The 20838-nt window shown below is 57.2% G+C and carries 15 protein-coding genes, 3 rRNA genes, 1 pseudogene and 1 riboswitch; of the genes and pseudogenes, 10 read left to right on the plus strand and 9 right to left on the minus strand.

Annotated elements, in window-relative coordinates; translation table 11 throughout:
• Positions 1 to 12 precede the first annotated feature (12 nt).
• The 3 genes from rrf to HWQ14_RS03505 form a co-directional block, all read right to left on the minus strand.
• Positions 13 to 128: ribosomal RNA gene (gene rrf / locus HWQ14_RS03495) — 5S ribosomal RNA — on the minus strand.
• Between the two features lie 72 nt (positions 129 to 200).
• Positions 201 to 3106: ribosomal RNA gene (locus HWQ14_RS03500) — 23S ribosomal RNA — on the minus strand.
• Positions 3107 to 3314: 208 nt separating this feature from the next.
• Positions 3315 to 4856 (minus strand): 16S ribosomal RNA (locus HWQ14_RS03505).
• Together the 16S, 23S and 5S rRNA genes form the textbook arrangement of a ribosomal RNA operon.
• A gap of 561 nt (positions 4857 to 5417) precedes the next feature.
• Between HWQ14_RS03505 and purH the strand changes: the two genes are divergently transcribed.
• Together purH and purD are read left to right on the plus strand one after the other, a co-directional pair.
• On the plus strand, positions 5418 to 7007 hold the full coding sequence (gene purH / locus HWQ14_RS03510; protein WP_148422701.1) for a bifunctional phosphoribosylaminoimidazolecarboxamide formyltransferase/IMP cyclohydrolase: 1590 nt from the start codon (positions 5418 to 5420) through the stop codon (positions 7005 to 7007).
• 15 nt (positions 7008 to 7022) lie between these two features.
• The gene (gene purD / locus HWQ14_RS03515) at positions 7023 to 8315 is read left to right on the plus strand and encodes a phosphoribosylamine--glycine ligase (protein WP_176608979.1); all 1293 of its coding nucleotides are present in this window, start codon (positions 7023 to 7025) and stop codon (positions 8313 to 8315) included.
• A 48-nt stretch (positions 8316 to 8363) separates the two neighbouring features.
• Here purD and HWQ14_RS03520 read toward each other — a convergent pair whose 3' ends face one another.
• The 6 genes and pseudogenes from HWQ14_RS03520 to nudC all read right to left on the minus strand — a co-directional run bounded on the left by HWQ14_RS03520 (position 8364) and on the right by nudC (position 12715).
• A complete protein-coding gene (locus HWQ14_RS03520) occupies positions 8364 to 9056 on the minus strand; it encodes a DUF1481 domain-containing protein (protein ID WP_176611147.1) in 693 nt (230 codons plus the stop codon).
• An 11-nt stretch (positions 9057 to 9067) separates the two neighbouring features.
• A pseudogene (hupA, locus tag HWQ14_RS03525) lies at positions 9068 to 9339 on the minus strand (nucleoid-associated protein HU-alpha).
• 186 nt (positions 9340 to 9525) lie between these two features.
• Entirely contained in the window at positions 9526 to 10116 is a 591-nt protein-coding gene (locus HWQ14_RS03530) for a YjaG family protein (RefSeq protein ID WP_148422703.1), read from the minus strand.
• Between the two features lie 41 nt (positions 10117 to 10157).
• Positions 10158 to 10829 (minus strand): deoxyribonuclease V, encoded by a 672-nt coding sequence (gene nfi / locus HWQ14_RS03535; RefSeq protein WP_148422704.1) that lies wholly within the window; start codon positions 10827 to 10829, stop codon positions 10158 to 10160.
• A gap of 9 nt (positions 10830 to 10838) precedes the next feature.
• Positions 10839 to 11903 carry a uroporphyrinogen decarboxylase gene (hemE, locus tag HWQ14_RS03540; protein WP_148422705.1) on the minus strand — a complete coding sequence of 355 codons (1065 nt, stop codon included), beginning with the start codon at positions 11901 to 11903 and terminating at the stop codon, positions 10839 to 10841.
• Positions 11904 to 11941: 38 nt separating this feature from the next.
• Positions 11942 to 12715 (minus strand): NAD(+) diphosphatase, encoded by a 774-nt coding sequence (gene nudC, locus HWQ14_RS03545; protein ID WP_148422706.1) that lies wholly within the window; start codon positions 12713 to 12715, stop codon positions 11942 to 11944.
• 95 nt (positions 12716 to 12810) lie between these two features.
• Here nudC and rsd point away from each other — a divergent pair, with 95 nt between their 5' ends.
• The 8 genes from rsd to HWQ14_RS03585 all read left to right on the plus strand — a co-directional run bounded on the left by rsd (position 12811) and on the right by HWQ14_RS03585 (position 20790).
• The gene (gene rsd, locus HWQ14_RS03550; protein WP_176608980.1) at positions 12811 to 13308 is read left to right on the plus strand and encodes a sigma D regulator; all 498 of its coding nucleotides are present in this window, start codon (positions 12811 to 12813) and stop codon (positions 13306 to 13308) included.
• Positions 13309 to 13362: 54 nt separating this feature from the next.
• A riboswitch (TPP riboswitch) is annotated at positions 13363 to 13472 on the plus strand.
• A gap of 79 nt (positions 13473 to 13551) precedes the next feature.
• Positions 13552 to 15447, plus strand: coding sequence for a phosphomethylpyrimidine synthase ThiC (gene thiC, locus HWQ14_RS03555; protein WP_176608981.1), 1896 nt, complete (start codon positions 13552 to 13554; stop codon positions 15445 to 15447).
• On the plus strand, positions 15447 to 16088 hold the full coding sequence (gene thiE / locus HWQ14_RS03560) for a thiamine phosphate synthase (protein ID WP_176608982.1): 642 nt from the start codon (positions 15447 to 15449) through the stop codon (positions 16086 to 16088). Before thiC ends, thiE begins: the two co-directional genes overlap by 1 nt.
• Positions 16075 to 16830, plus strand: coding sequence for a HesA/MoeB/ThiF family protein (locus HWQ14_RS03565; protein WP_176608983.1), 756 nt, complete (start codon positions 16075 to 16077; stop codon positions 16828 to 16830). Before thiE ends, HWQ14_RS03565 begins: the two co-directional genes overlap by 14 nt.
• Positions 16814 to 17014 carry a sulfur carrier protein ThiS gene (thiS, locus tag HWQ14_RS03570; RefSeq protein WP_176608984.1) on the plus strand — a complete coding sequence of 67 codons (201 nt, stop codon included), beginning with the start codon at positions 16814 to 16816 and terminating at the stop codon, positions 17012 to 17014. Before HWQ14_RS03565 ends, thiS begins: the two co-directional genes overlap by 17 nt.
• 1 nt (position 17015) lies before the next feature.
• The gene (gene thiG, locus HWQ14_RS03575; protein WP_148422712.1) at positions 17016 to 17783 is read left to right on the plus strand and encodes a thiazole synthase; all 768 of its coding nucleotides are present in this window, start codon (positions 17016 to 17018) and stop codon (positions 17781 to 17783) included.
• Positions 17783 to 18916 carry a 2-iminoacetate synthase ThiH gene (gene thiH / locus HWQ14_RS03580; protein WP_176608985.1) on the plus strand — a complete coding sequence of 378 codons (1134 nt, stop codon included), beginning with the start codon at positions 17783 to 17785 and terminating at the stop codon, positions 18914 to 18916. Before thiG ends, thiH begins: the two co-directional genes overlap by 1 nt.
• A 332-nt stretch (positions 18917 to 19248) precedes the next feature.
• Entirely contained in the window at positions 19249 to 20790 is a 1542-nt protein-coding gene (locus HWQ14_RS03585) for a sensor domain-containing diguanylate cyclase (protein WP_176608986.1), read from the plus strand.
• The last annotated feature ends 48 nt before the right edge of the window (positions 20791 to 20838 follow it).

A 20838-nucleotide genomic window follows, 5' to 3' on the forward strand; every position in this document is an offset into this window, starting at 1 on the left:
CTTCTAATTGATGCCTGGCAGTTCCCTACTCTCACATGGGGAGACCCCACACTACCATCGGCGCTACGGCGTTTCACTTCTGAGTTCGGCATGGGGTCAGGTGGGACCACCGCGCTAAAGCCGCCAGGCAAATTCTGTTAATCTGTATCAGAGCTGAAATTTGAGTGTCTGTCTCTTCGCCAAAACATCTTCGGCGTTGTAAGGTTAAGCCTCACGGTTCATTAGTATCGGTTAGCTCAACGCATCGCTGCGCTTACACACCCGACCTATCAACGTCGTCGTCTTCAACGTTCCTTCAGGAGACTTAAAGTCTCAGGGAGAACTCATCTCGGGGCAAGTTTCGTGCTTAGATGCTTTCAGCACTTATCTCTTCCGCATTTAGCTACCGGGCAGTGCCATTGGCATGACAACCCGAACACCAGTGATGCGTCCACTCCGGTCCTCTCGTACTAGGAGCAGCCCCCCTCAATTCTCCAGCGCCCACGGCAGATAGGGACCGAACTGTCTCACGACGTTCTAAACCCAGCTCGCGTACCACTTTAAATGGCGAACAGCCATACCCTTGGGACCTACTTCAGCCCCAGGATGTGATGAGCCGACATCGAGGTGCCAAACACCGCCGTCGATATGAACTCTTGGGCGGTATCAGCCTGTTATCCCCGGAGTACCTTTTATCCGTTGAGCGATGGCCCTTCCATTCAGAACCACCGGATCACTATGACCTGCTTTCGCACCTGCTCGCGCCGTCACGCTCGCAGTCAAGCTGGCTTATGCCATTGCACTAACCTCCTGATGTCCGACCAGGATTAGCCAACCTTCGTGCTCCTCCGTTACTCTTTGGGAGGAGACCGCCCCAGTCAAACTACCCACCAGACACTGTCCGCAACCCGGATTACGGGTCTACGTTAGAACACCAGCCATTAAAGGGTGGTATTTCAAGGTTGGCTCCACGCAGACTGGCGTCCACGCTTCAAAGCCTCCCACCTATCCTACACATCAAGGACCAGTGTTCAGTGTCAAGCTATAGTAAAGGTTCACGGGGTCTTTCCGTCTTGCCGCGGGTACACTGCATCTTCACAGCGAGTTCAATTTCACTGAGTCTCGGGTGGAGACAGCCTGGCCATCATTACGCCATTCGTGCAGGTCGGAACTTACCCGACAAGGAATTTCGCTACCTTAGGACCGTTATAGTTACGGCCGCCGTTTACCGGGGCTTCGATCAAGAGCTTCGCGTTGCCGCTAACCCCATCAATTAACCTTCCGGCACCGGGCAGGCGTCACACCGTATACGTCCACTTTCGTGTTTGCACAGTGCTGTGTTTTTAATAAACAGTTGCAGCCAGCTGGTATCTTCGACTGATTTCAGCTCCACCCGCAGGGGCTTCACCTACATATCAGCGTGCCTTCTCCCGAAGTTACGGCACCATTTTGCCTAGTTCCTTCACCCGAGTTCTCTCAAGCGCCTTGGTATTCTCTACCTGACCACCTGTGTCGGTTTGGGGTACGATTTCGTGTTACCTGATGCTTAGAGGCTTTTCCTGGAAGCAGGGCATTTGTTACTTCAGCACCGTAGTGCCTCGTCATCACACCTCAGCGTTAAAAAGGTACCGGATTTACCTGGAACCTCCGCCTACATGCTTAAACCGGGACAACCGTCGCCCGGCTAACATAGCCTTCTCCGTCCCCCCTTCGCAGTAACACCAAGTACAGGAATATTAACCTGTTTCCCATCGACTACGCCTTTCGGCCTCGCCTTAGGGGTCGACTCACCCTGCCCCGATTAACGTTGGACAGGAACCCTTGGTCTTCCGGCGAGCGGGCTTTTCACCCGCTTTATCGTTACTTATGTCAGCATTCGCACTTCTGATACCTCCAGCATGCCTCACAGCACACCTTCAACGGCTTACAGAACGCTCCCCTACCCAACAACGCATACGCGTCGCTGCCGCAGCTTCGGTGCATGGTTTAGCCCCGTTACATCTTCCGCGCAGGCCGACTCGACCAGTGAGCTATTACGCTTTCTTTAAATGATGGCTGCTTCTAAGCCAACATCCTGGCTGTCTGTGCCTTCCCACATCGTTTCCCACTTAACCATGACTTTGGGACCTTAGCTGGCGGTCTGGGTTGTTTCCCTCTTCACGACGGACGTTAGCACCCGCCGTGTGTCTCCCGTGATAACATTCTTCGGTATTCGTAGTTTGCATCGGGTTGGTAAGCCGGGATGGCCCCCTAGCCGAAACAGTGCTCTACCCCCGAAGATGAATTCACGAGGCGCTACCTAAATAGCTTTCGGGGAGAACCAGCTATCTCCCGGTTTGATTGGCCTTTCACCCCCAGCCACAGGTCATCCGCTAATTTTTCAACATTAGTCGGTTCGGTCCTCCAGTTAGTGTTACCCAACCTTCAACCTGCCCATGGCTAGATCACCGGGTTTCGGGTCTATACCCTGCAACTTAACGCCCAGTTAAGACTCGGTTTCCCTTCGGCTCCCCTATACGGTTAACCTTGCTACAGAATATAAGTCGCTGACCCATTATACAAAAGGTACGCAGTCACCCCATAAAGAGGCTCCCACTGCTTGTACGTACACGGTTTCAGGTTCTTTTTCACTCCCCTCGCCGGGGTTCTTTTCGCCTTTCCCTCACGGTACTGGTTCACTATCGGTCAGTCAGGAGTATTTAGCCTTGGAGGATGGTCCCCCCATATTCAGACAGGATACCACGTGTCCCGCCCTACTCTTCGAGTTCACAGCAAGTGTGTTTTCGTGTACGGGACTATCACCCTGTACCGTCGGACTTTCCAGACCGTTCCACTAACACACAAGCTGATTCAGACTCCGGGCTGCTCCCCGTTCGCTCGCCGCTACTGGGGGAATCTCGGTTGATTTCTTTTCCTCGGGGTACTTAGATGTTTCAGTTCCCCCGGTTCGCCTCGTTAGCCTATGTATTCAGCTAACGATAGTGCAACGGATTGCACTGGGTTTCCCCATTCGGACATCGACGGGTCAAGGGTTCATATCACCTCGCCGTCGCTTTTCGCAGATTAGCACGTCCTTCATCGCCTCTGACTGCCAGGGCATCCACCGTGTACGCTTAGTCGCTTAACCTCACAACCCGAAGATGTTTCTTTCGATTCATCGTCGACTTGCGAAAATTTGAGAGACTCGAACACACATGAGCTGTGTGTCGTTTCAATTTTCAGCTTGATCCAGATTTTTAAAGAGCAAAACTTCTTAATGCACTCGAAAGTACATTCAGAAGTTCATCATTCATCAGACAATCTGTGTGAGCACTACAAAGGCAGGTTCTTTAAGGTAAGGAGGTGATCCAACCGCAGGTTCCCCTACGGTTACCTTGTTACGACTTCACCCCAGTCATGAATCACAAAGTGGTAAGCGCCCTCCCGAAGGTTAAGCTACCTACTTCTTTTGCAACCCACTCCCATGGTGTGACGGGCGGTGTGTACAAGGCCCGGGAACGTATTCACCGTAGCATTCTGATCTACGATTACTAGCGATTCCGACTTCATGGAGTCGAGTTGCAGACTCCAATCCGGACTACGACGCACTTTATGAGGTCCGCTTGCTCTCGCGAGGTCGCTTCTCTTTGTATGCGCCATTGTAGCACGTGTGTAGCCCTACTCGTAAGGGCCATGATGACTTGACGTCATCCCCACCTTCCTCCAGTTTATCACTGGCAGTCTCCTTTGAGTTCCCGGCCTAACCGCTGGCAACAAAGGATAAGGGTTGCGCTCGTTGCGGGACTTAACCCAACATTTCACAACACGAGCTGACGACAGCCATGCAGCACCTGTCTCAGAGTTCCCGAAGGCACCAAAGCATCTCTGCTAAGTTCTCTGGATGTCAAGAGTAGGTAAGGTTCTTCGCGTTGCATCGAATTAAACCACATGCTCCACCGCTTGTGCGGGCCCCCGTCAATTCATTTGAGTTTTAACCTTGCGGCCGTACTCCCCAGGCGGTCGACTTAACGCGTTAGCTCCGGAAGCCACGCCTCAAGGGCACAACCTCCAAGTCGACATCGTTTACGGCGTGGACTACCAGGGTATCTAATCCTGTTTGCTCCCCACGCTTTCGCACCTGAGCGTCAGTCTTTGTCCAGGGGGCCGCCTTCGCCACCGGTATTCCTCCAGATCTCTACGCATTTCACCGCTACACCTGGAATTCTACCCCCCTCTACAAGACTCTAGCCTGCCAGTTTCGAATGCAGTTCCCAGGTTGAGCCCGGGGATTTCACATCCGACTTGACAGACCGCCTGCGTGCGCTTTACGCCCAGTAATTCCGATTAACGCTTGCACCCTCCGTATTACCGCGGCTGCTGGCACGGAGTTAGCCGGTGCTTCTTCTGCGGGTAACGTCAATCGGCAAGGTTATTAACCTTACCGCCTTCCTCCCCGCTGAAAGTGCTTTACAACCCGAAGGCCTTCTTCACACACGCGGCATGGCTGCATCAGGCTTGCGCCCATTGTGCAATATTCCCCACTGCTGCCTCCCGTAGGAGTCTGGACCGTGTCTCAGTTCCAGTGTGGCTGGTCATCCTCTCAGACCAGCTAGGGATCGTCGCCTAGGTGAGCCGTTACCCCACCTACTAGCTAATCCCATCTGGGCACATCCGATGGCAAGAGGCCCGAAGGTCCCCCTCTTTGGTCTTGCGACGTTATGCGGTATTAGCTACCGTTTCCAGTAGTTATCCCCCTCCATCAGGCAGTTTCCCAGACATTACTCACCCGTCCGCCACTCGTCAGCGAAGCAGCAAGCTGCTTCCTGTTACCGTTCGACTTGCATGTGTTAGGCCTGCCGCCAGCGTTCAATCTGAGCCATGATCAAACTCTTCAATTTAAGTTTGATGCTCGTGAATTAAACTTCGTAATGAATTACGTATGTTCACTCAGAGACTTGGTATTCATTTTTCGTCTTGCGACGTTAAGAATCCATGTCACTTTGAGTGCCCACACAGATTGTCTGATAAATTGTTAAAGAGCAGTTGCAACGCGACTTTCGCTCACCGTTGCGAGGTGGCGTATATTACGCTTTCCTCTTTCAGAGTCAACCCGTTATTTCAGGATTTTTTCTCTTCAGCCGACCGGGTAGTTTGTGAAGTGATTCACATCCGCCGTGTCGATGGAGGCGCATTATAGGGAGTTCTCCGCAGGCCGCAACCGCTAAATGACAGAAAAATGACTGACTGCTGCATTCCCCAGCAAAACCCCGCCTTATACCCTTTTACGCACAGAGTTATCCACAGCGCTTCGAAAAAGTGAAAATATGCGAGCGTTGCGCAAACGTTTTCGTTAAAATGCTCGCGCCTAACAAGGATGCCCCGTCAGGTGTGTTAGATGAGTTTTTCGCGGGAAAATTCATCTAACGCTCTCTGTAATCGTGAAATCCAGGGGATTTACCATGCAACAACGTCGTCCAGTCCGCCGCGCTCTGCTCAGTGTTTCTGATAAAGCCGGTATCGTCGAATTCGCTCAGGCACTTTCCGCACGTGGTGTGGAGCTGCTTTCTACAGGTGGCACCGCGCGCCTGTTAGCAGATAAAGGTCTGCCGGTAACCGAAGTGTCCGACTACACCGGTTTCCCGGAAATGATGGATGGACGCGTCAAAACCCTGCACCCGAAAGTGCACGGAGGTATTCTTGGCCGTCGCGGTCAGGACGACGGCATTATGGAACAGCATGACATCGCGCCAATCGACATGGTTGTCGTTAACCTCTATCCATTTGCCCAGACCGTAGCCCGCGAAGGCTGCTCCCTGGAAGATGCGGTTGAGAATATCGACATCGGCGGTCCGACCATGGTGCGCTCTGCCGCCAAGAACCATAAAGATGTAGCCATTGTGGTGAAGAGCAGCGACTACAACACCATTATTAATGAGATGGACGCCAACGAAGGGTCGCTGACCCTGGAAACGCGTTTCGACCTCGCCATCAAAGCCTTCGAACACACCGCCGCGTACGACAGCATGATTGCCAACTACTTCGGTAGCCTGGTGCCGGCTTACCACGGTGAAAGCAAAGATCCTTCCGGCCGCTTCCCGCGCACGCTGAACCTGAACTTCATTAAGAAACAGGATATGCGTTACGGCGAGAACAGCCACCAGCAGGCTGCCTTCTATATAGAAGAAGAGGTAAAAGAAGCTTCTGTCGCAACCGCTCAGCAGGTTCAGGGCAAAGCGCTCTCCTATAACAACATTGCCGACACCGACGCCGCGCTGGAATGCGTGAAGGAATTCAGCGAGCCGGCCTGCGTTATCGTCAAGCACGCCAACCCGTGCGGCGTTGCCGTGAGCACCTCTATCCTTGACGCTTACGATCGCGCCTACAAAACCGACCCGACCTCCGCGTTTGGCGGCATTATCGCCTTCAACCGCGAGCTGGATGCCGAAACCGCACAGGCCATTATCTCCCGCCAGTTTGTTGAAGTGATCATCGCGCCGTCCGCATCAGAAGAAGCGCTGAAAATCACCGCTGCGAAACAGAACGTGCGCGTGCTGGTTTGCGGCCAGTGGGCAGAACGCGTGCCGGGCCTGGACTTCAAGCGCGTGAACGGCGGCCTGCTGGTTCAGGATCGCGATCTGGGTATGGTGACGGAAGCCGACCTGCGCGTGGTGACCAAGCGCCAGCCGACCGAACAGGAGCTGCGTGATGCGCTGTTCTGCTGGAAGGTGGCGAAGTTCGTGAAATCCAACGCCATTGTCTACGCGAAAGAGAACATGACCATCGGGATAGGTGCAGGCCAGATGAGCCGCGTTTATTCTGCGAAAATTGCCGGTATCAAAGCAGGTGACGAAGGTCTGGAAGTGAAAGGCTCCGCCATGGCCTCTGACGCCTTCTTCCCGTTCCGCGACGGCATCGATGCGGCCGCTGCGGTGGGCATCACCTGTGTGATCCAGCCTGGCGGCTCAATCCGCGACGACGAAGTGATTGCCGCCGCCGACGAACACGGCATCGCGATGATCTTCACCGACATGCGTCACTTCCGCCATTAATTCCCGGAGCAGAAAATGAAAGTATTAGTGATTGGCAACGGCGGGCGCGAGCACGCGCTGGCGTGGAAAGCGGCGCAGTCCCCGCAGGTTGAAACCGTCTTTGTGGCACCGGGTAACGCCGGTACTGCGCTTGAGCCCGCGCTGCAGAACGTCGCCATCGGCGTCACCGATATCCCCGCGCTGCTGAGTTTTGCTCAGCGCGAAAACATCGATCTGACTATTGTTGGTCCGGAAGCGCCGCTGGTGATCGGCGTGGTAGACGCCTTCCGCGCCGCTGGCCTGAAAATCTTTGGCCCAACGGAGGGTGCTGCCCAACTGGAGGGTTCGAAAGCCTTTACCAAAGATTTCCTGGCTCGCCATAACATCCCGACGGCGGAATACCAGAACTTCACAGAGGTGGAGCCCGCTCTGGCTTACCTGCGCGAAAAAGGCGCACCGATTGTCATTAAGGCCGACGGCCTGGCCGCCGGGAAAGGCGTGATCGTGGCGATGACGCTCGAAGAAGCCGAAGCCGCCGTTCACGATATGCTGGCCGGCAACGCCTTTGGCGATGCGGGTCACCGCATCGTGATTGAAGAGTTCCTCGACGGCGAAGAGGCGAGCTTTATCGTGATGGTCGACGGCGAGCACGTTCTGCCGATGGCCACCAGCCAGGATCACAAGCGCGTGGGTAATGGCGATACCGGCCCGAATACCGGCGGAATGGGTGCCTACTCCCCTGCTCCGGTGGTCACTGATGAAGTGCATCAGCGCACCATGGATCGCATCATCTGGCCAACCGTGAAAGGGATGGCGGCAGAAGGCAATACCTATACCGGTTTCCTTTATGCGGGCCTGATGATCGACAAGCAGGGCAATCCGAAGGTTATCGAATTTAACTGCCGCTTTGGCGATCCGGAAACGCAGCCGATCATGCTGCGCATGAAATCTGACCTGGTGGATCTGTGCCTGGCGGCTTGCGACGGCAAGCTGGACGAGAAAACCTCAGAGTGGGACGAGCGTGCATCGCTGGGCGTGGTGATTGCTGCGGGTGGATATCCTGGCAACTACAACACCGGGGATGAGATCCACGGCCTGCCGCTGGAGGAAATTGACGGTGCGAAGGTGTTCCACGCCGGTACGACGCTGGCTGACGACGATCGCGTCCTGACCAACGGTGGCCGCGTGCTGTGCGCCACCGCGCTGGGCGATACCGTTGCCGAAGCGCAGAAGCGCGCCTATGCGCTGATGGCGGATATTCGCTGGAACGGCAGCTTCAGCCGTCAGGATATCGGCTATCGGGCGATTGCGCGGGAGCAGGGCGAGTAATTTCCCCCTCACCCTAACCCTCTCCCCTCAGGGGAGAGGGAAATCAAATCAGAAACTCTTTTCTGTCGGCTGCCAGGTGCAGAAATCTTCGTTCGCCACCAGCAGCAGCTGTGAACCTTCCGGCGCCTCAAGCCACGCCACGCTCACTTCCATCGATGAATGCCGCTGACGGCGCTGAATATGTTCGGTTGCCCAGGATTCAAGGTCAGGCTTTACCGTCTGCCCTTCGCAGGTGGTCACCGTCCCATCGGTATGCCAGCGCCCCTGGCGCAGCACCACGCGGCCCTGACGCAGCGCATCGCTGGTCTGGCGGATTTGTTCAGCGCGGTAACGGTAGAGGGCGATCTGATCGCTGGAAAGCTGCTGTTTCTGACCGCTGGCTTCATGCTGCATAAAGCTCAGCTCGCCGTGGTCATCGAAACGCACTTTCACGTGTTCGGGGGTCTTGCTGTAGATGTTCAGCTCAATCAGCGTTAGCGCCTCGCCCTGCCAGCGATATTCTGCGGTCGAGGTATTGCCGCTATGCCACGGGCTGAATGCGGAAAGCAGATGAACTTCATTGCTGGAGTCTTTACGCCAGATCCTGACCGCCCCCTGGTTGTCAGCGTAACCGCTGGCGGTAAACGGAGGGAGTGAGGCATCGTGGCTACAGGCGGACAGCAACAGCGCGCCTGCCAGCGCGAGCGCGCCACGCCAGAATGACAAAAGGGGCGTTGCCGCCCCTTCGTTAAAACTGTTCACTGCCACGCGTCTTACTTAACTGCGTCTTTCAGTGCTTTACCAGAAACAAATGCCGGCACGTTAGCTGCGGCGATTTTGATTTCTTTACCGGTCTGCGGGTTGCGGCCAGTACGCTCAGCGCGGTGGTTCACTTTGAAGGTACCGAAACCAACCAGTTGTACAGCATCACCTTCTTTCAGAGACTCAGTAATAGCAGCAGGGTAGATTCCAGAGCAGCTTTAGCCTGCACTTTAGACAGATCAGCCTTGTCCGCAATTACATCAATCAGTTGAGTCTTGTTCATAAGTTATCCTTTCAATGTGTTTATCGCTTGCTAAGCATCGAGTGCGACGAAAATGCCAAAAAAGCACTCTCCTGCATACACGCACCGATAGCCACTTTTTTTCGCCCCCCAAATGTAGACCAGACGGGGGGCGAAAGGGAAGAGTCGAGGAGTGACAAAACAGGCGTTAAATCACGTTTTGTTGTCTCATTGGTTAAAAATTATACCAATATTGCTCTCACCGGCCTCGCGCAGGTCCGCGCGCAGCCCTTTGATCAGCTCAATATCACGCTCTTCACACTCTGCCAGCAGGCGGAAAATCTCCCACTGAATGTCCCATTCTTGTTCCACCGCCGGGTTAGCACGCAGCTCATCGTCGGTCATTTCGCGGCCTTCCTGGGTCATTTCCAGCATCGCGACGGTAGTGATCGATGCCTTACTGACTTCAATAGCGTGTTCCAGGGTTTCACCGCTCAGACGGGAGTGGATTAGCTCGCTCAATGCCACACAGGCATCGATGGCCGGGTAAACACCATACAGGTCGTAATCATCCGCTGCCGGGATCGCCTCCTCCAGCTTTTCGAGCTGAGAGTCAAAATTCACCTTCGCGTCTTTGACCGTCAGCGTCTCCCAGATCAAATCCAGGATACGACGATAAATCTGGCCTTCGCCAAACTCCGTTTGCTTACAGAACGCGGCGTAGTTGGGATACATGCGCTCGCACAGGCAAGCCATAAAAGTCACGTGCTGCCAGCTTTCCAGCTTCTCAAGGCGCAGATGAATCGGGTTTTGTAACATGATGATGTCTCGAATCGAAAATTAGCCGCAGTTTACCTGAATCACGGCTGAATTGCCTGCCATCGAACAAAAGCCGGACGCGAGGAAGCGACGGCATCAGCCCAGCGCGTCGGCTCCGGTAAGCGGTAGCCCTTCATGCAGCGTTGTACCCACGCCAGCGCGCTGTCCATGCTCACACGGTGCCCGGTCGCGATAAACAGCGGATTGCAGCGCGCCTTACTGCGCCAGACCCACGCCAGCTGCTCGCCTTTATGGATAAGCGGCGCCAGCGCGCCCGGTTCAGCAGAGAGCGGCTCAAACGCGCCGCACAGGCGTTTTTTCGCCACGCCAATGGTAGGCACATCCACCAGCAGACCAAAGTGGCTGGCGACGCCCAGGCGGCGCGGGTGCGAAATACCGTGTCCGTCCACAAACAGCAGGTCAGGTTTTTGCGAGAGTTGCTCCCACGCGGCCAGCAGCGCCGGATATTCGCGGAAGGAGAGAAAGCCGGGGATGTAGGGCATTGTGGTGGCGATACGCGCCACCTTGTATTCCACCAGCTCCAGCGAAGGGTATTTCAGCACCACCATCGCCGCCCGCGTGACTTCACCGCCCTGCTCAAACCCGACGTCCGCCCCGCCAATGTACTGCGGGGGATCCTTATCCAGACGATCCTCGCGGATCACTGATGAAGCCAGTTCGATTTGCTGAGCGCGTAGCGACGCGAGATCCATACCTACTCCTTACCTGTGATACTGGGCTGAAAGCCGATGCACCGCCTCCACAAATACGCCCGCGTGTTCTGGCGGCACATCCTGATGAATGCCGTGGCCGAGGTTGAAGACGTGGCCTTCACCCTGGCCGAAACCAGACAGTATAGTCGACACTTCCTCTTCAATGCGGGCTGGCTGAGCATAGAGCATGGAGGGATCCATGTTGCCCTGAAGCGCGACTTTGTCGCCCACGCGACGGCGCGCATCCGCGATATCGGTGGTCCAGTCGAGGCCCAGCGCGTCGCAGCCGGTTGCCGCCATGGCTTCCAGCCACTGGCCGCCGCCTTTCGTGAACAGCGTCACCGGCACGCGGCGGCCTTCGTTTTCACGCAGCAGGCCATCGACGATTTTGTGCATGTAATACAGCGAGAACTGCTGATAATCACGCCCGGTCAGCACGCCGCCCCAGGTGTCGAAAATCATCACTGACTGCGCGCCCGCTTTGATCTGCGCGTTGAGATAGAGCGTGACGCTCTTCGCCAGCTTGTCGAGCAGCGTATGCAGCGCCTGCGGCTCGGCGTACATCATTTTTTTAATAACGGTAAAGGCTTTGCTGCTGCCGCCTTCCACCATGTAGGTTGCCAGCGTCCACGGGCTACCGGAGAAGCCAATCAGCGGCACTTCACCTTTCAGCTCGCGGCGAATGGTGCGCACGGCGTTCATCACGTAGCCCAGCTCGCCTTCCGGATCGGGGATCGGCAGCTTATCGACGTCGGCTTTGCTTTTAATCGGAGAGGTGAAGCGCGGACCTTCGCCGGTTTCAAAATAGAGCCCAAGGCCCATCGCGTCCGGAATGGTAAGGATGTCCGAAAAGAGAATGGCGGCATCGAGCGGGAAGCGGCGCAGCGGCTGGAGCGTCACTTCGCAGGCCAGCTCGGCGTTTTTGCATAGCGACATAAAATCGCCCGCCTGCGCGCGCGTGGCTTTATATTCTGGCAGATAGCGTCCCGCCTGGCGCATCATCCACACCGGGGTGACATCAACGGGCTGGCGCAGCAGCGCACGCAGATAACGATCGTTCTTCAGTTCGGTCATTTTGCAGTTCCTTATTGCGTCAGTCCGTCAGTGTAACACTACTCATACTCGGCCCGACACATTGCCACGGTATCTTCTATCAGGCGGCGCGCCACGGTTCCCGGCGGGGGCAGCAGGGGTAAATCGTCGTAGCGATACCAGTTCGCCTCAAGCAGCTCTTTCTGGTCGATAACAATCTCGCCGCTGTCGTAGTCCGCCATAAACGCCGTCATCAGCGACATCGGGAACGGCCACGGCTGGGAGGTCACGTAGCGCAGATTTTTCACCTTAATGCCGCTCTCTTCCATCACCTCCCGCGCCACCGCCTGCTCCAGCGTTTCACCCACTTCGACGAAGCCGGCGAGGACGGTATGAATGCCGTTACGATGACGAGTGTGCTGCGCCAGCAGAATGGAATCGTCACGCCGGATGGCGACGATGATGCACGGTGCGATTTGCGGATAGTAGCGTTCCCGGCAGTGGCCGCAGAGCATCGCCCACTCGGTTTTGCTCGGGTGCATGGTGTGGCCGCAGTAGCCGCAGAATTTGTGCGAGCGGTAGAACTCCGCCAGCTGCACGCCCCGGCCCGCCAGCTGGAACAGGCCAACATCCAGATCCAGAACCTGGCGAACGGATCCCATATCCTGACGGCGCGCCTGTTGGATCAACCACACGGATTCGCCCTGCCACTCGCCGATCTTCAGCGCGGGTTGCCCCACAAGATCGAACGTTTCCGCCGTACCGTAGGGTAATTCTCCACCGGGCAGCCATAATTTCTGTTCGTGGCTGACGATCCACCAACCCAGATCTGATTTTTCAATAATACGATCCATATCTATTGCACTACCTTCGCTTCACTGACATGTTGTTAGCATTGTGGTTACATTTTGGATAAGTAGATCCCATTCTAAACCTTGTGGAGTCGACCATGTTAAACCAGCTGGAAAGCCTGACTGAGCGCGTTGGAGGAAGTAACAACCTGGTGGATCGCTGGCTACATGTGCGCAAGCATCTACTCGTGGCGTATTACAATCTGGTCGGTCTTAAGCCTGGCAAAGAATCCTTTATGCGGCTGAATGAAAAGGCGCTGGATGACTTTTGTCAGCGCCTGGTCGACTACCTCTCCAACGGCCATTTCAACATTTATGAACGCATTATCCGCGAAATGGAAGGCACAAGCCCGTTTTTAGCCGCAACAAAACTCTATCCACAGCTGGAGGCCAATACCCAGCAGATAATGGAGTACTACGATTCAACGCTCGAAAACGCTATCGATCACGATAATTATCTTGAGTTTCAGCAGGCGCTGTCCGATCTTGGCGAAGCGCTGGAAGAGCGGTTCACGCTGGAAGACAAGCTCATTGCCCTCGTGCTGGATAACAACCTGCTTGTCAGCAGCGACGATAACGTCGTGCGTCCTGCTTGAGTTATTAATCGTTAACGAGTAATTTACAACCAGTCGCCCCTCTGCGGAGGGGGATTTTTCTTGTCGGAGTGCCCAGTGTGAAAGCACGGGCTGAGACCGTTAATTCGGGATCCGCGGAACCTGATCAGGTTAATACCTGCGAAGGGAACAAGAGTCATGCTGCTGTTGTATCGCCCCAGAGGCGATCTTCTCTTGCTTCATCCGTCGTCTGACAAGCCATGTCCTTCACTTTTGGAATGAGCTATGTCTACAACAAAACTGACCCGCCGCGAACAGCGCGAACACGCCCAACGCTTCATCGACACCCTGGAAGGCACCGCTTTCCCGAACTCTAAACGCATCTACATTTCCGGCTCGCAGGCCGATATCCGCGTGCCGATGCGCGAAATCCAGCTTAGCCCGACGCTTATCGGCGGCAGCAAAGAGAACCCGCAGTTTGAAGACAACGAAGCCGTGCCGGTGTACGACACCTCCGGCCCTTACGGCGATCCTTCTGTTGCTATCAACGTGCAGCAGGGTCTGACAAAGCTGCGACAGCCGTGGATTGACGCGCGTAACGACTGCGAGGAACTGAGCGTGCGCAGCTCAGCGTACACTAACGAGCGCCTGGCCGACGACGGCCTGGACGAGCTGCGCTTCACCGGCCTGCTGACGCCAAAACGCGCCAAAGCGGGCAAATGCGTGACCCAGCTGCACTACGCGCGCCAGGGGATCGTCACGCCGGAGATGGAGTTCATCGCCATTCGCGAAAATATGGGGCGCGAGCGCATCCGCAGCGAAGTCCTGCGCCACCAGCACCCGGGCGAAGGCTTTGGCGCACGCCTGCCGGAGAACATTACGCCGGAGTTTGTGCGTGACGAAGTGGCCGCAGGCCGCGCGATAATCCCCGCCAACATCAACCACCCGGAATCCGAGCCGATGATTATCGGCCGCAACTTCCTGGTGAAGGTCAACGCCAACATCGGCAACTCGGCGGTAACATCCTCCATCGAAGAAGAGGTGGAAAAGCTGGTCTGGTCGACGCGCTGGGGAGCGGACACGGTGATGGATCTTTCCACCGGCCGCTACATTCACGAAACCCGCGAGTGGATCCTGCGCAACAGCCCGGTGCCGATTGGCACCGTCCCGATTTATCAGGCGCTGGAAAAAGTGAACGGCATTGCGGAAAACCTTACCTGGGAAGCGTTCCGCGATACGCTGCTGGAGCAGGCGGAACAGGGCGTGGACTATTTCACCATCCACGCCGGCGTGCTGCTGCGCTACGTGCCGATGACGGCGAAACGTCTGACCGGCATCGTCTCGCGCGGCGGTTCGATTATGGCGAAGTGGTGCCTGTCCCATCATCAGGAAAACTTCCTCTACGAACATTTCCGCGAGATCTGCGAAATCTGCGCCGCCTATGACGTTTCGCTATCGCTGGGCGACGGCCTGCGTCCGGGCTCCATCCGCGATGCCAACGACGAAGCGCAGTTTGCCGAGCTGCATACGCTGGGCGAGCTGACCAAGATCGCCTGGGAATATGACGTGCAGGTGATGATTGAAGGCCCGGGACACGTGCCGATGCAGATGATCCGCCGCAACATGACCGAAGAGCTGGAGCACTGCCACGAAGCGCCGTTCTACACCCTGGGGCCGCTGACCACCGATATTGCGCCGGGCTATGACCACTTCACTTCAGGGATTGGCGCGGCGATGATCGGCTGGTTCGGCTGCGCCATGCTCTGCTACGTTACGCCGAAAGAGCACCTCGGCCTGCCCAACAAAGAGGACGTAAAGCAGGGGCTGATTACCTACAAAATCGCCGCCCACGCCGCCGACCTGGCGAAAGGCCACCCGGGCGCGCAAATCCGCGACAACGCCATGTCCAAAGCGCGCTTTGAATTCCGCTGGGAAGACCAGTTTAATCTGGCGCTCGATCCCTTCACCGCCCGCGCCTATCACGACGAAACCCTGCCGCAGGAATCCGGCAAAGTGGCCCACTTCTGCTCCATGTGCGGACCAAAATTCTGCTCAATGAAAATCAGCCAGGAGGTGCGCGACTACGCCGCCGCGCAGACCATTGAAGTGGGTATGGCGGACATGTCAGAAACCTTCCGCGCGAAAGGCGGCGAAATCTACCTCAAAAAAGAGGAGGCATAATGTACAAGCCCGATTTCCCCCCCGTCCCCTTCCGCTTAGGGCTTTACCCGGTGGTGGACAGCGTGGCGTGGATTGCCCGTCTGCTTGAGGCAGGCGTGCGCACCATCCAGCTGCGCATCAAGGATAAGCGCGATGAAGAGGTAGAGGCTGACGTGGCCGCCGCCGTTGCGCTGGGGCGTCGCTACGATGCCCGCCTGTTTATCAACGACTACTGGCGGCTTGCCGTTAAGCACGGGGCCTACGGCGTGCATCTGGGTCAGGAAGATCTGGAGACGACCGACCTGCATGCCATCCGCGAAGCCGGCTTGCGTCTTGGCATTTCCACTCATGACGATATGGAGATTGACGTGGCGTTCGCGGCCCGCCCCTCCTACATCGCCCTCGGCCACGTTTTCCCGACGCAAACCAAACAGATGCCGTCGGCCCCGCAGGGCTTGACGCAGCTGGCGGCGCACGTTAAACGCCTCGCCGATTATCCCACCGTCGCCATCGGCGGGATCGGCCTTGAGCGCGCGCCTGCCGTGCTGGAAACCGGCGTCGGCAGCATCGCCGTGGTCAGCGCGATCACCCACGCGGCCGACTGGCAGGCCGCCACCGCGCAGCTTTTACAACTGGCAGGAGCTGGCGATGAGAGATCGTGATTTTATGCGCTACAGCCGCCAGATCCTGCTGGAAGATATCGCCATCGACGGGCAGCAAAAGCTGCTCGCCAGCCGGGTACTGATTGTTGGCCTGGGCGGATTAGGCGCCCCCGCCGCGCTCTATCTGGCCGGCGCGGGCGTGGGCACGCTGGTGCTGGCGGACGACGACGAGGTGCACCTCAGCAACCTGCAGCGGCAAATCCTCTTCACAACGGAAGACGTCAGCCAGCCTAAAGCGCACGTCACGCGCCAGCGGCTGAACCAGCTAAACCCGGACATTGAGCTGGTTGCGCTCCGGACGCGGCTTAGCGGCGAAGATCTGCAGCGCGAAGTTGCCCTTGCCGACGTGGTGCTGGACTGCACCGACAACATGGCGACGCGCCAGGCGATCAATGCCGCCTGCGTGGCCCGGAATACGCCGCTGATCACCGCCAGCGCGGTCGGTTTTGGCGGGCAGATAATGGTGCTTACGCCGCCGTGGGCGCAGGGCTGCTACCGCTGCCTGTGGCCAGACGAGGTCGAACCGGAGCGCAACTGCCGCACGGCAGGTATTCTTGGCCCGGTTGTGGGCGTGATGGGCACGCTGCAGGCGCTGGAGGCCATCAAGCTGCTCAGCGGCATGGAGACGGAACGGAACACGCTGCGGCTGTTCGATGCCCGCTCCGGCGGCTGGCGCCATCTGGCGTTACATCGCGCCAGCCGCTGCCCGGTATGCGGAGGCCGCGATGCGCATTCTGCTTAACGATGAGCCGGTGACGTGCGACGACGGGCTCACCGTTGCCGCACTGCTCGACACGCTGCGCCAGCTAAAGCCGGGAACGGCGCTGGCGCTCAATCAACAGATCCTGCCGCGCGAGCGGTGGGAACACCAGCAGGTCAATGAAGGCGACCAGATCCTGCTGTTTCAGGTTATCGCAGGGGGCTGAGATGTTACGTATTGCCGATAAGGTCTTTGATTCACATCTGTTTACCGGAACCGGGAAGTTTGCCTCTCCGCAGCTGATGGTTGATGCCATCCGTGAAAGCGGCAGCCAGCTGGTGACGCTGGCCATGAAGCGCGTGGACCTGCGCCAGCACAACGATGCCATTCTTGCGCCCTTGCTGGAGGCTGGCGTGACGCTTTTACCGAACACCTCCGGGGCGAAAACGGCCGAGGAGGCCATTTTCGCCGCCCGGCTGGCTCGCGAGGCGCTCGGCACCCGCTGGCTGAAGCTGGAAATTCACCCGGATGCCCGCTGGCTGCTGCCCGACCCGATTGAAACCCTGAAAGCCGCCGAGAAGCTGGTGCAGCAGGGGTTTATCGTGCTGCCCTACTGCGGCGCCGACCCCGTTCTCTGCAAGCGCCTGGAGGAGGTCGGCTGCGCCGCCGTGATGCCGCTGGGCGCGCCCATCGGCTCTAATCAGGGGCTCGAAACCCGCGCGATGCTGGAGATCGTCATTGAGCAGGCTACCGTACCCGTGGTGGTGGACGCGGGGATAGGTGTACCCAGCCACGCCGCGCAGGCGCTGGAGTTGGGGGCCGATGCGGTACTGGTGAATACCGCGATTGCGGTCGCCGACGATCCGGTGATGATGGCGCGCGCGTTCCGTCTGGCCGTGGAGGCTGGCGTGCTGGCGAGAGAGTCCGGCCCCGGCGCGCGCAGCTTTCAGGCGCAGGCCACCAGCCCGCTCACCGGCTTTCTGGAGGCGCTCTGATGGCTACCTTTACCGATCGCTGGCGTGAGCTTGGCTGGGACGATATTGCCCTGCGCATCAACAGCAAAACCGCGGCTGACGTTGAGCGCGCGCTGCATGCCCGCCACCTTACCCGTGAGGATCTGATGGCCCTTCTCTCCCCCGCGGCCAGCGCGTATCTCGAGCCAATGGCGCTGCGCGCGCAGCGCCTCACCCGCCAGCGCTTCGGCAACACGGTGAGCTTTTACGTGCCGCTCTACCTCTCTAACCTGTGCGCCAACGACTGTACCTACTGTGGTTTCTCCATGAGCAACCGCATTAAGCGTAAAACGCTGGACGAGCATGAGATCGCCCGCGAGTGTGCGGCTATTCGTGAAATGGGGTTTGAGCACCTCCTGCTGGTGACGGGTGAACATCAAAGCAAAGTGGGAATGGACTACTTCCGCCAGCACCTTCCGGCCATTCGTCGGGAATTTTCCTCGTTGCAGATGGAAGTGCAGCCTTTGTCGCAGGAGGAATACGCAGAGCTGAAAACCCTCGGGCTGGACGGCGTTATGGTTTACCAGGAAACCTACCACGAGACGACGTATGCCCGGCACCACCTGAAGGGGAAGAAACAGGATTTCTTCTTCCGGCTGGAGACGCCGGACAGACTGGGACGGGCCGGGATCGACAAAATCGGTCTGGGGGCGCTGATTGGGCTTTCCGATAGCTGGCGGGTGGATTGCTACATGATGGCGGAACATTTGCTGTGGTTGCAGCAACGCTACTGGCAGAGCCGCTATTCCATCTCGTTCCCGCGGCTGCGTCCCTGCGCGGGCGGCATTGAACCGGCCTCGCTAATGGATGAACGCCAGCTGGTGCAAACCATCTGCGCTTTTCGCCTGTTCGCGCCGGAGGTGGAACTGTCGCTCTCCACCCGCGAGTCCCCGGCGTTCCGCGATCGCGCCATCCCGCTGGCCATCAACAACGTCAGCGCCTTTTCCAAAACGCAGCCTGGCGGCTATGCCGACGAGCGTCCGGAGCTGGAGCAGTTTGCGCCTCACGACGGGCGGCGGCCAGAGGCGGTCGCGGAAGCGCTGGCCGCGCAGGGGCTACAGCCCGTGTGGAAAGACTGGGACAGCTGGCTGGGAAGAGCCTCGCATTTGCGCTGAAACAGACTGTAAAAACGCGGAAAGGTTACGAGGCGTCTCGTAGGATTGAAACCGGGCGATTGTTATCCTCAGCCCGGTTTCCTTATGCTTGGCACGTCAGCAACGGATGCTGACCAGGGCGAAAATGCTTCTTCCTCGTTTCGCCCTGCCCCCCGCCTCTTAATCAGAATCTTAACCGATAAAATAAATAGGACGCTTCTTATCTGTTCTTAAGATAAATCATCTCGTCGGTAATCACCTTCTGTATAATTTACTACCAGCAACCGGACAGCGACTATGCTGAGGATTACGACAGACGCAACGCGTCCACCTTCTGGACTGATGTACAACTCATGGCACTCCACAGTAAAAAGCTCTCTTTTACGCGGCCGATTATGGTCAGCTTCGCCGGGATCCTGTTCAGCTTCGTGCTGATCGCCGTGCTGGTAACCCTTTCACAGCGAAAGGACTTTCTCGAGGATTATCATAGAATTAATGGTAATTTCACCCATAACCTGGCGGTGAACTACACCGAGTCTATCCTGCGAGAAAATGACTATATTCTCGGGCGCGCCGCGATGTACTTCGCGCGTAACGACAGAGTGAATCAGACCATTAATATCGATCCAACACACGGCCTGCAGATGTTAATGCATTTACAGAACCTGATGCCGACCGTGTCGTCTATCTCTCTCGCGGACACCGGGGGGCATCATCTGCGCGCGCCGGAAGTGCTGCCTACGGAAAAGAGCCGGTCTTTCGACGCAAAAACCCGCCCCTGGTTTATCGGGCAGGCAGAGGCCAGCAACTTCCCCCACTATACCCGCCCCTATCTGGACTATTTCACCGGGCATCCCACCGTCACCCTTTTTAAGCCGGTCATTTCACCCGAAGGCCGCCTCAAGGGCACGCTCGCTTTCCATCTTGATTTGACCTCCATGGGATATACCCTGCGCCAGATGGTGGCGCCGGTGCAGGGTGAGTTTTTTGTCGTTGAGCGCGACGGCGCCGTTGTGCTTCATCCGGACACGGGCGCGCTCTTTAAGCAGTACGTAAGCGAAGCGCTGATGGACAAAATGACCAGCGGCGAAGGCCATATTTTCGATCCCAAAAGTAAGACCTGGTACTACTACTACTCCTTCACCAACCCGGACTGGTTTGTAATTTATCGGGTTTCCGATACCACCCTCACCGTCATTACCCGGCATGAGACCACTATCGTCGGCTGGGGATTTGCGCTGGCGGCCATCATCATCATGCTGTTCGGGCTGTACCTGCGTCACGCCTCACGTTCCGTGCTGATGAACATTATCAACGCCATCAAAACCGGGGACGTCAACCAGGCTCCGCGCCTTGAGGCGATGCTCAGCCATACCATACAGTCGAACAAGGAACGCGAGATGGCGTATGTCCGTCAGGCCACGCATGATGCGCTAACGGGCTGTAAAAACCGCCGGGCGTTCGACAGCGATGTGGATGAGCTGCTGAACGCCCATCAGCCGTTCGCCCTGGCGCTGGTCGACATTGATAACTTCAAATCCATCAATGACACCTGGGGCCACCTGAGCGGGGATATCGTGCTGCGCAACGTGGCGCGCGAAGGCATTCAGATCATGCAGCCGCATCACCTCTCCGTTTACCGCTACGGAGGTGAAGAGTTCGCGGTGATTTTCCCTGCCGAGCTGATTCACTCCGCTCATGCACTTCTGGAAGCCTGGCGCACCGCCGTCCAGCAGCGTGCCTGGCGGGAAGAGAACCTGCAGGTGACCTTCAGCGCCGGGCTGGGAGAATGGCATTTCGAACCGCTGGAGCAATTTGTTGGTAGCGTTGATGAAGCGCTTTACCGCGCCAAACAGCAGGGCAAAAACCGTGTTTTAAGCACGTCCAGCCGTTAATTTCCCGCCTGGCATTTCGCCCGTTCCGACGGGCAGAACGCACGCCTG

The organism is Enterobacter cloacae, from assembly GCF_013375935.1.
Taxonomy (GTDB): Bacteria; Pseudomonadota; Gammaproteobacteria; order Enterobacterales; family Enterobacteriaceae; genus Enterobacter; species Enterobacter pasteurii.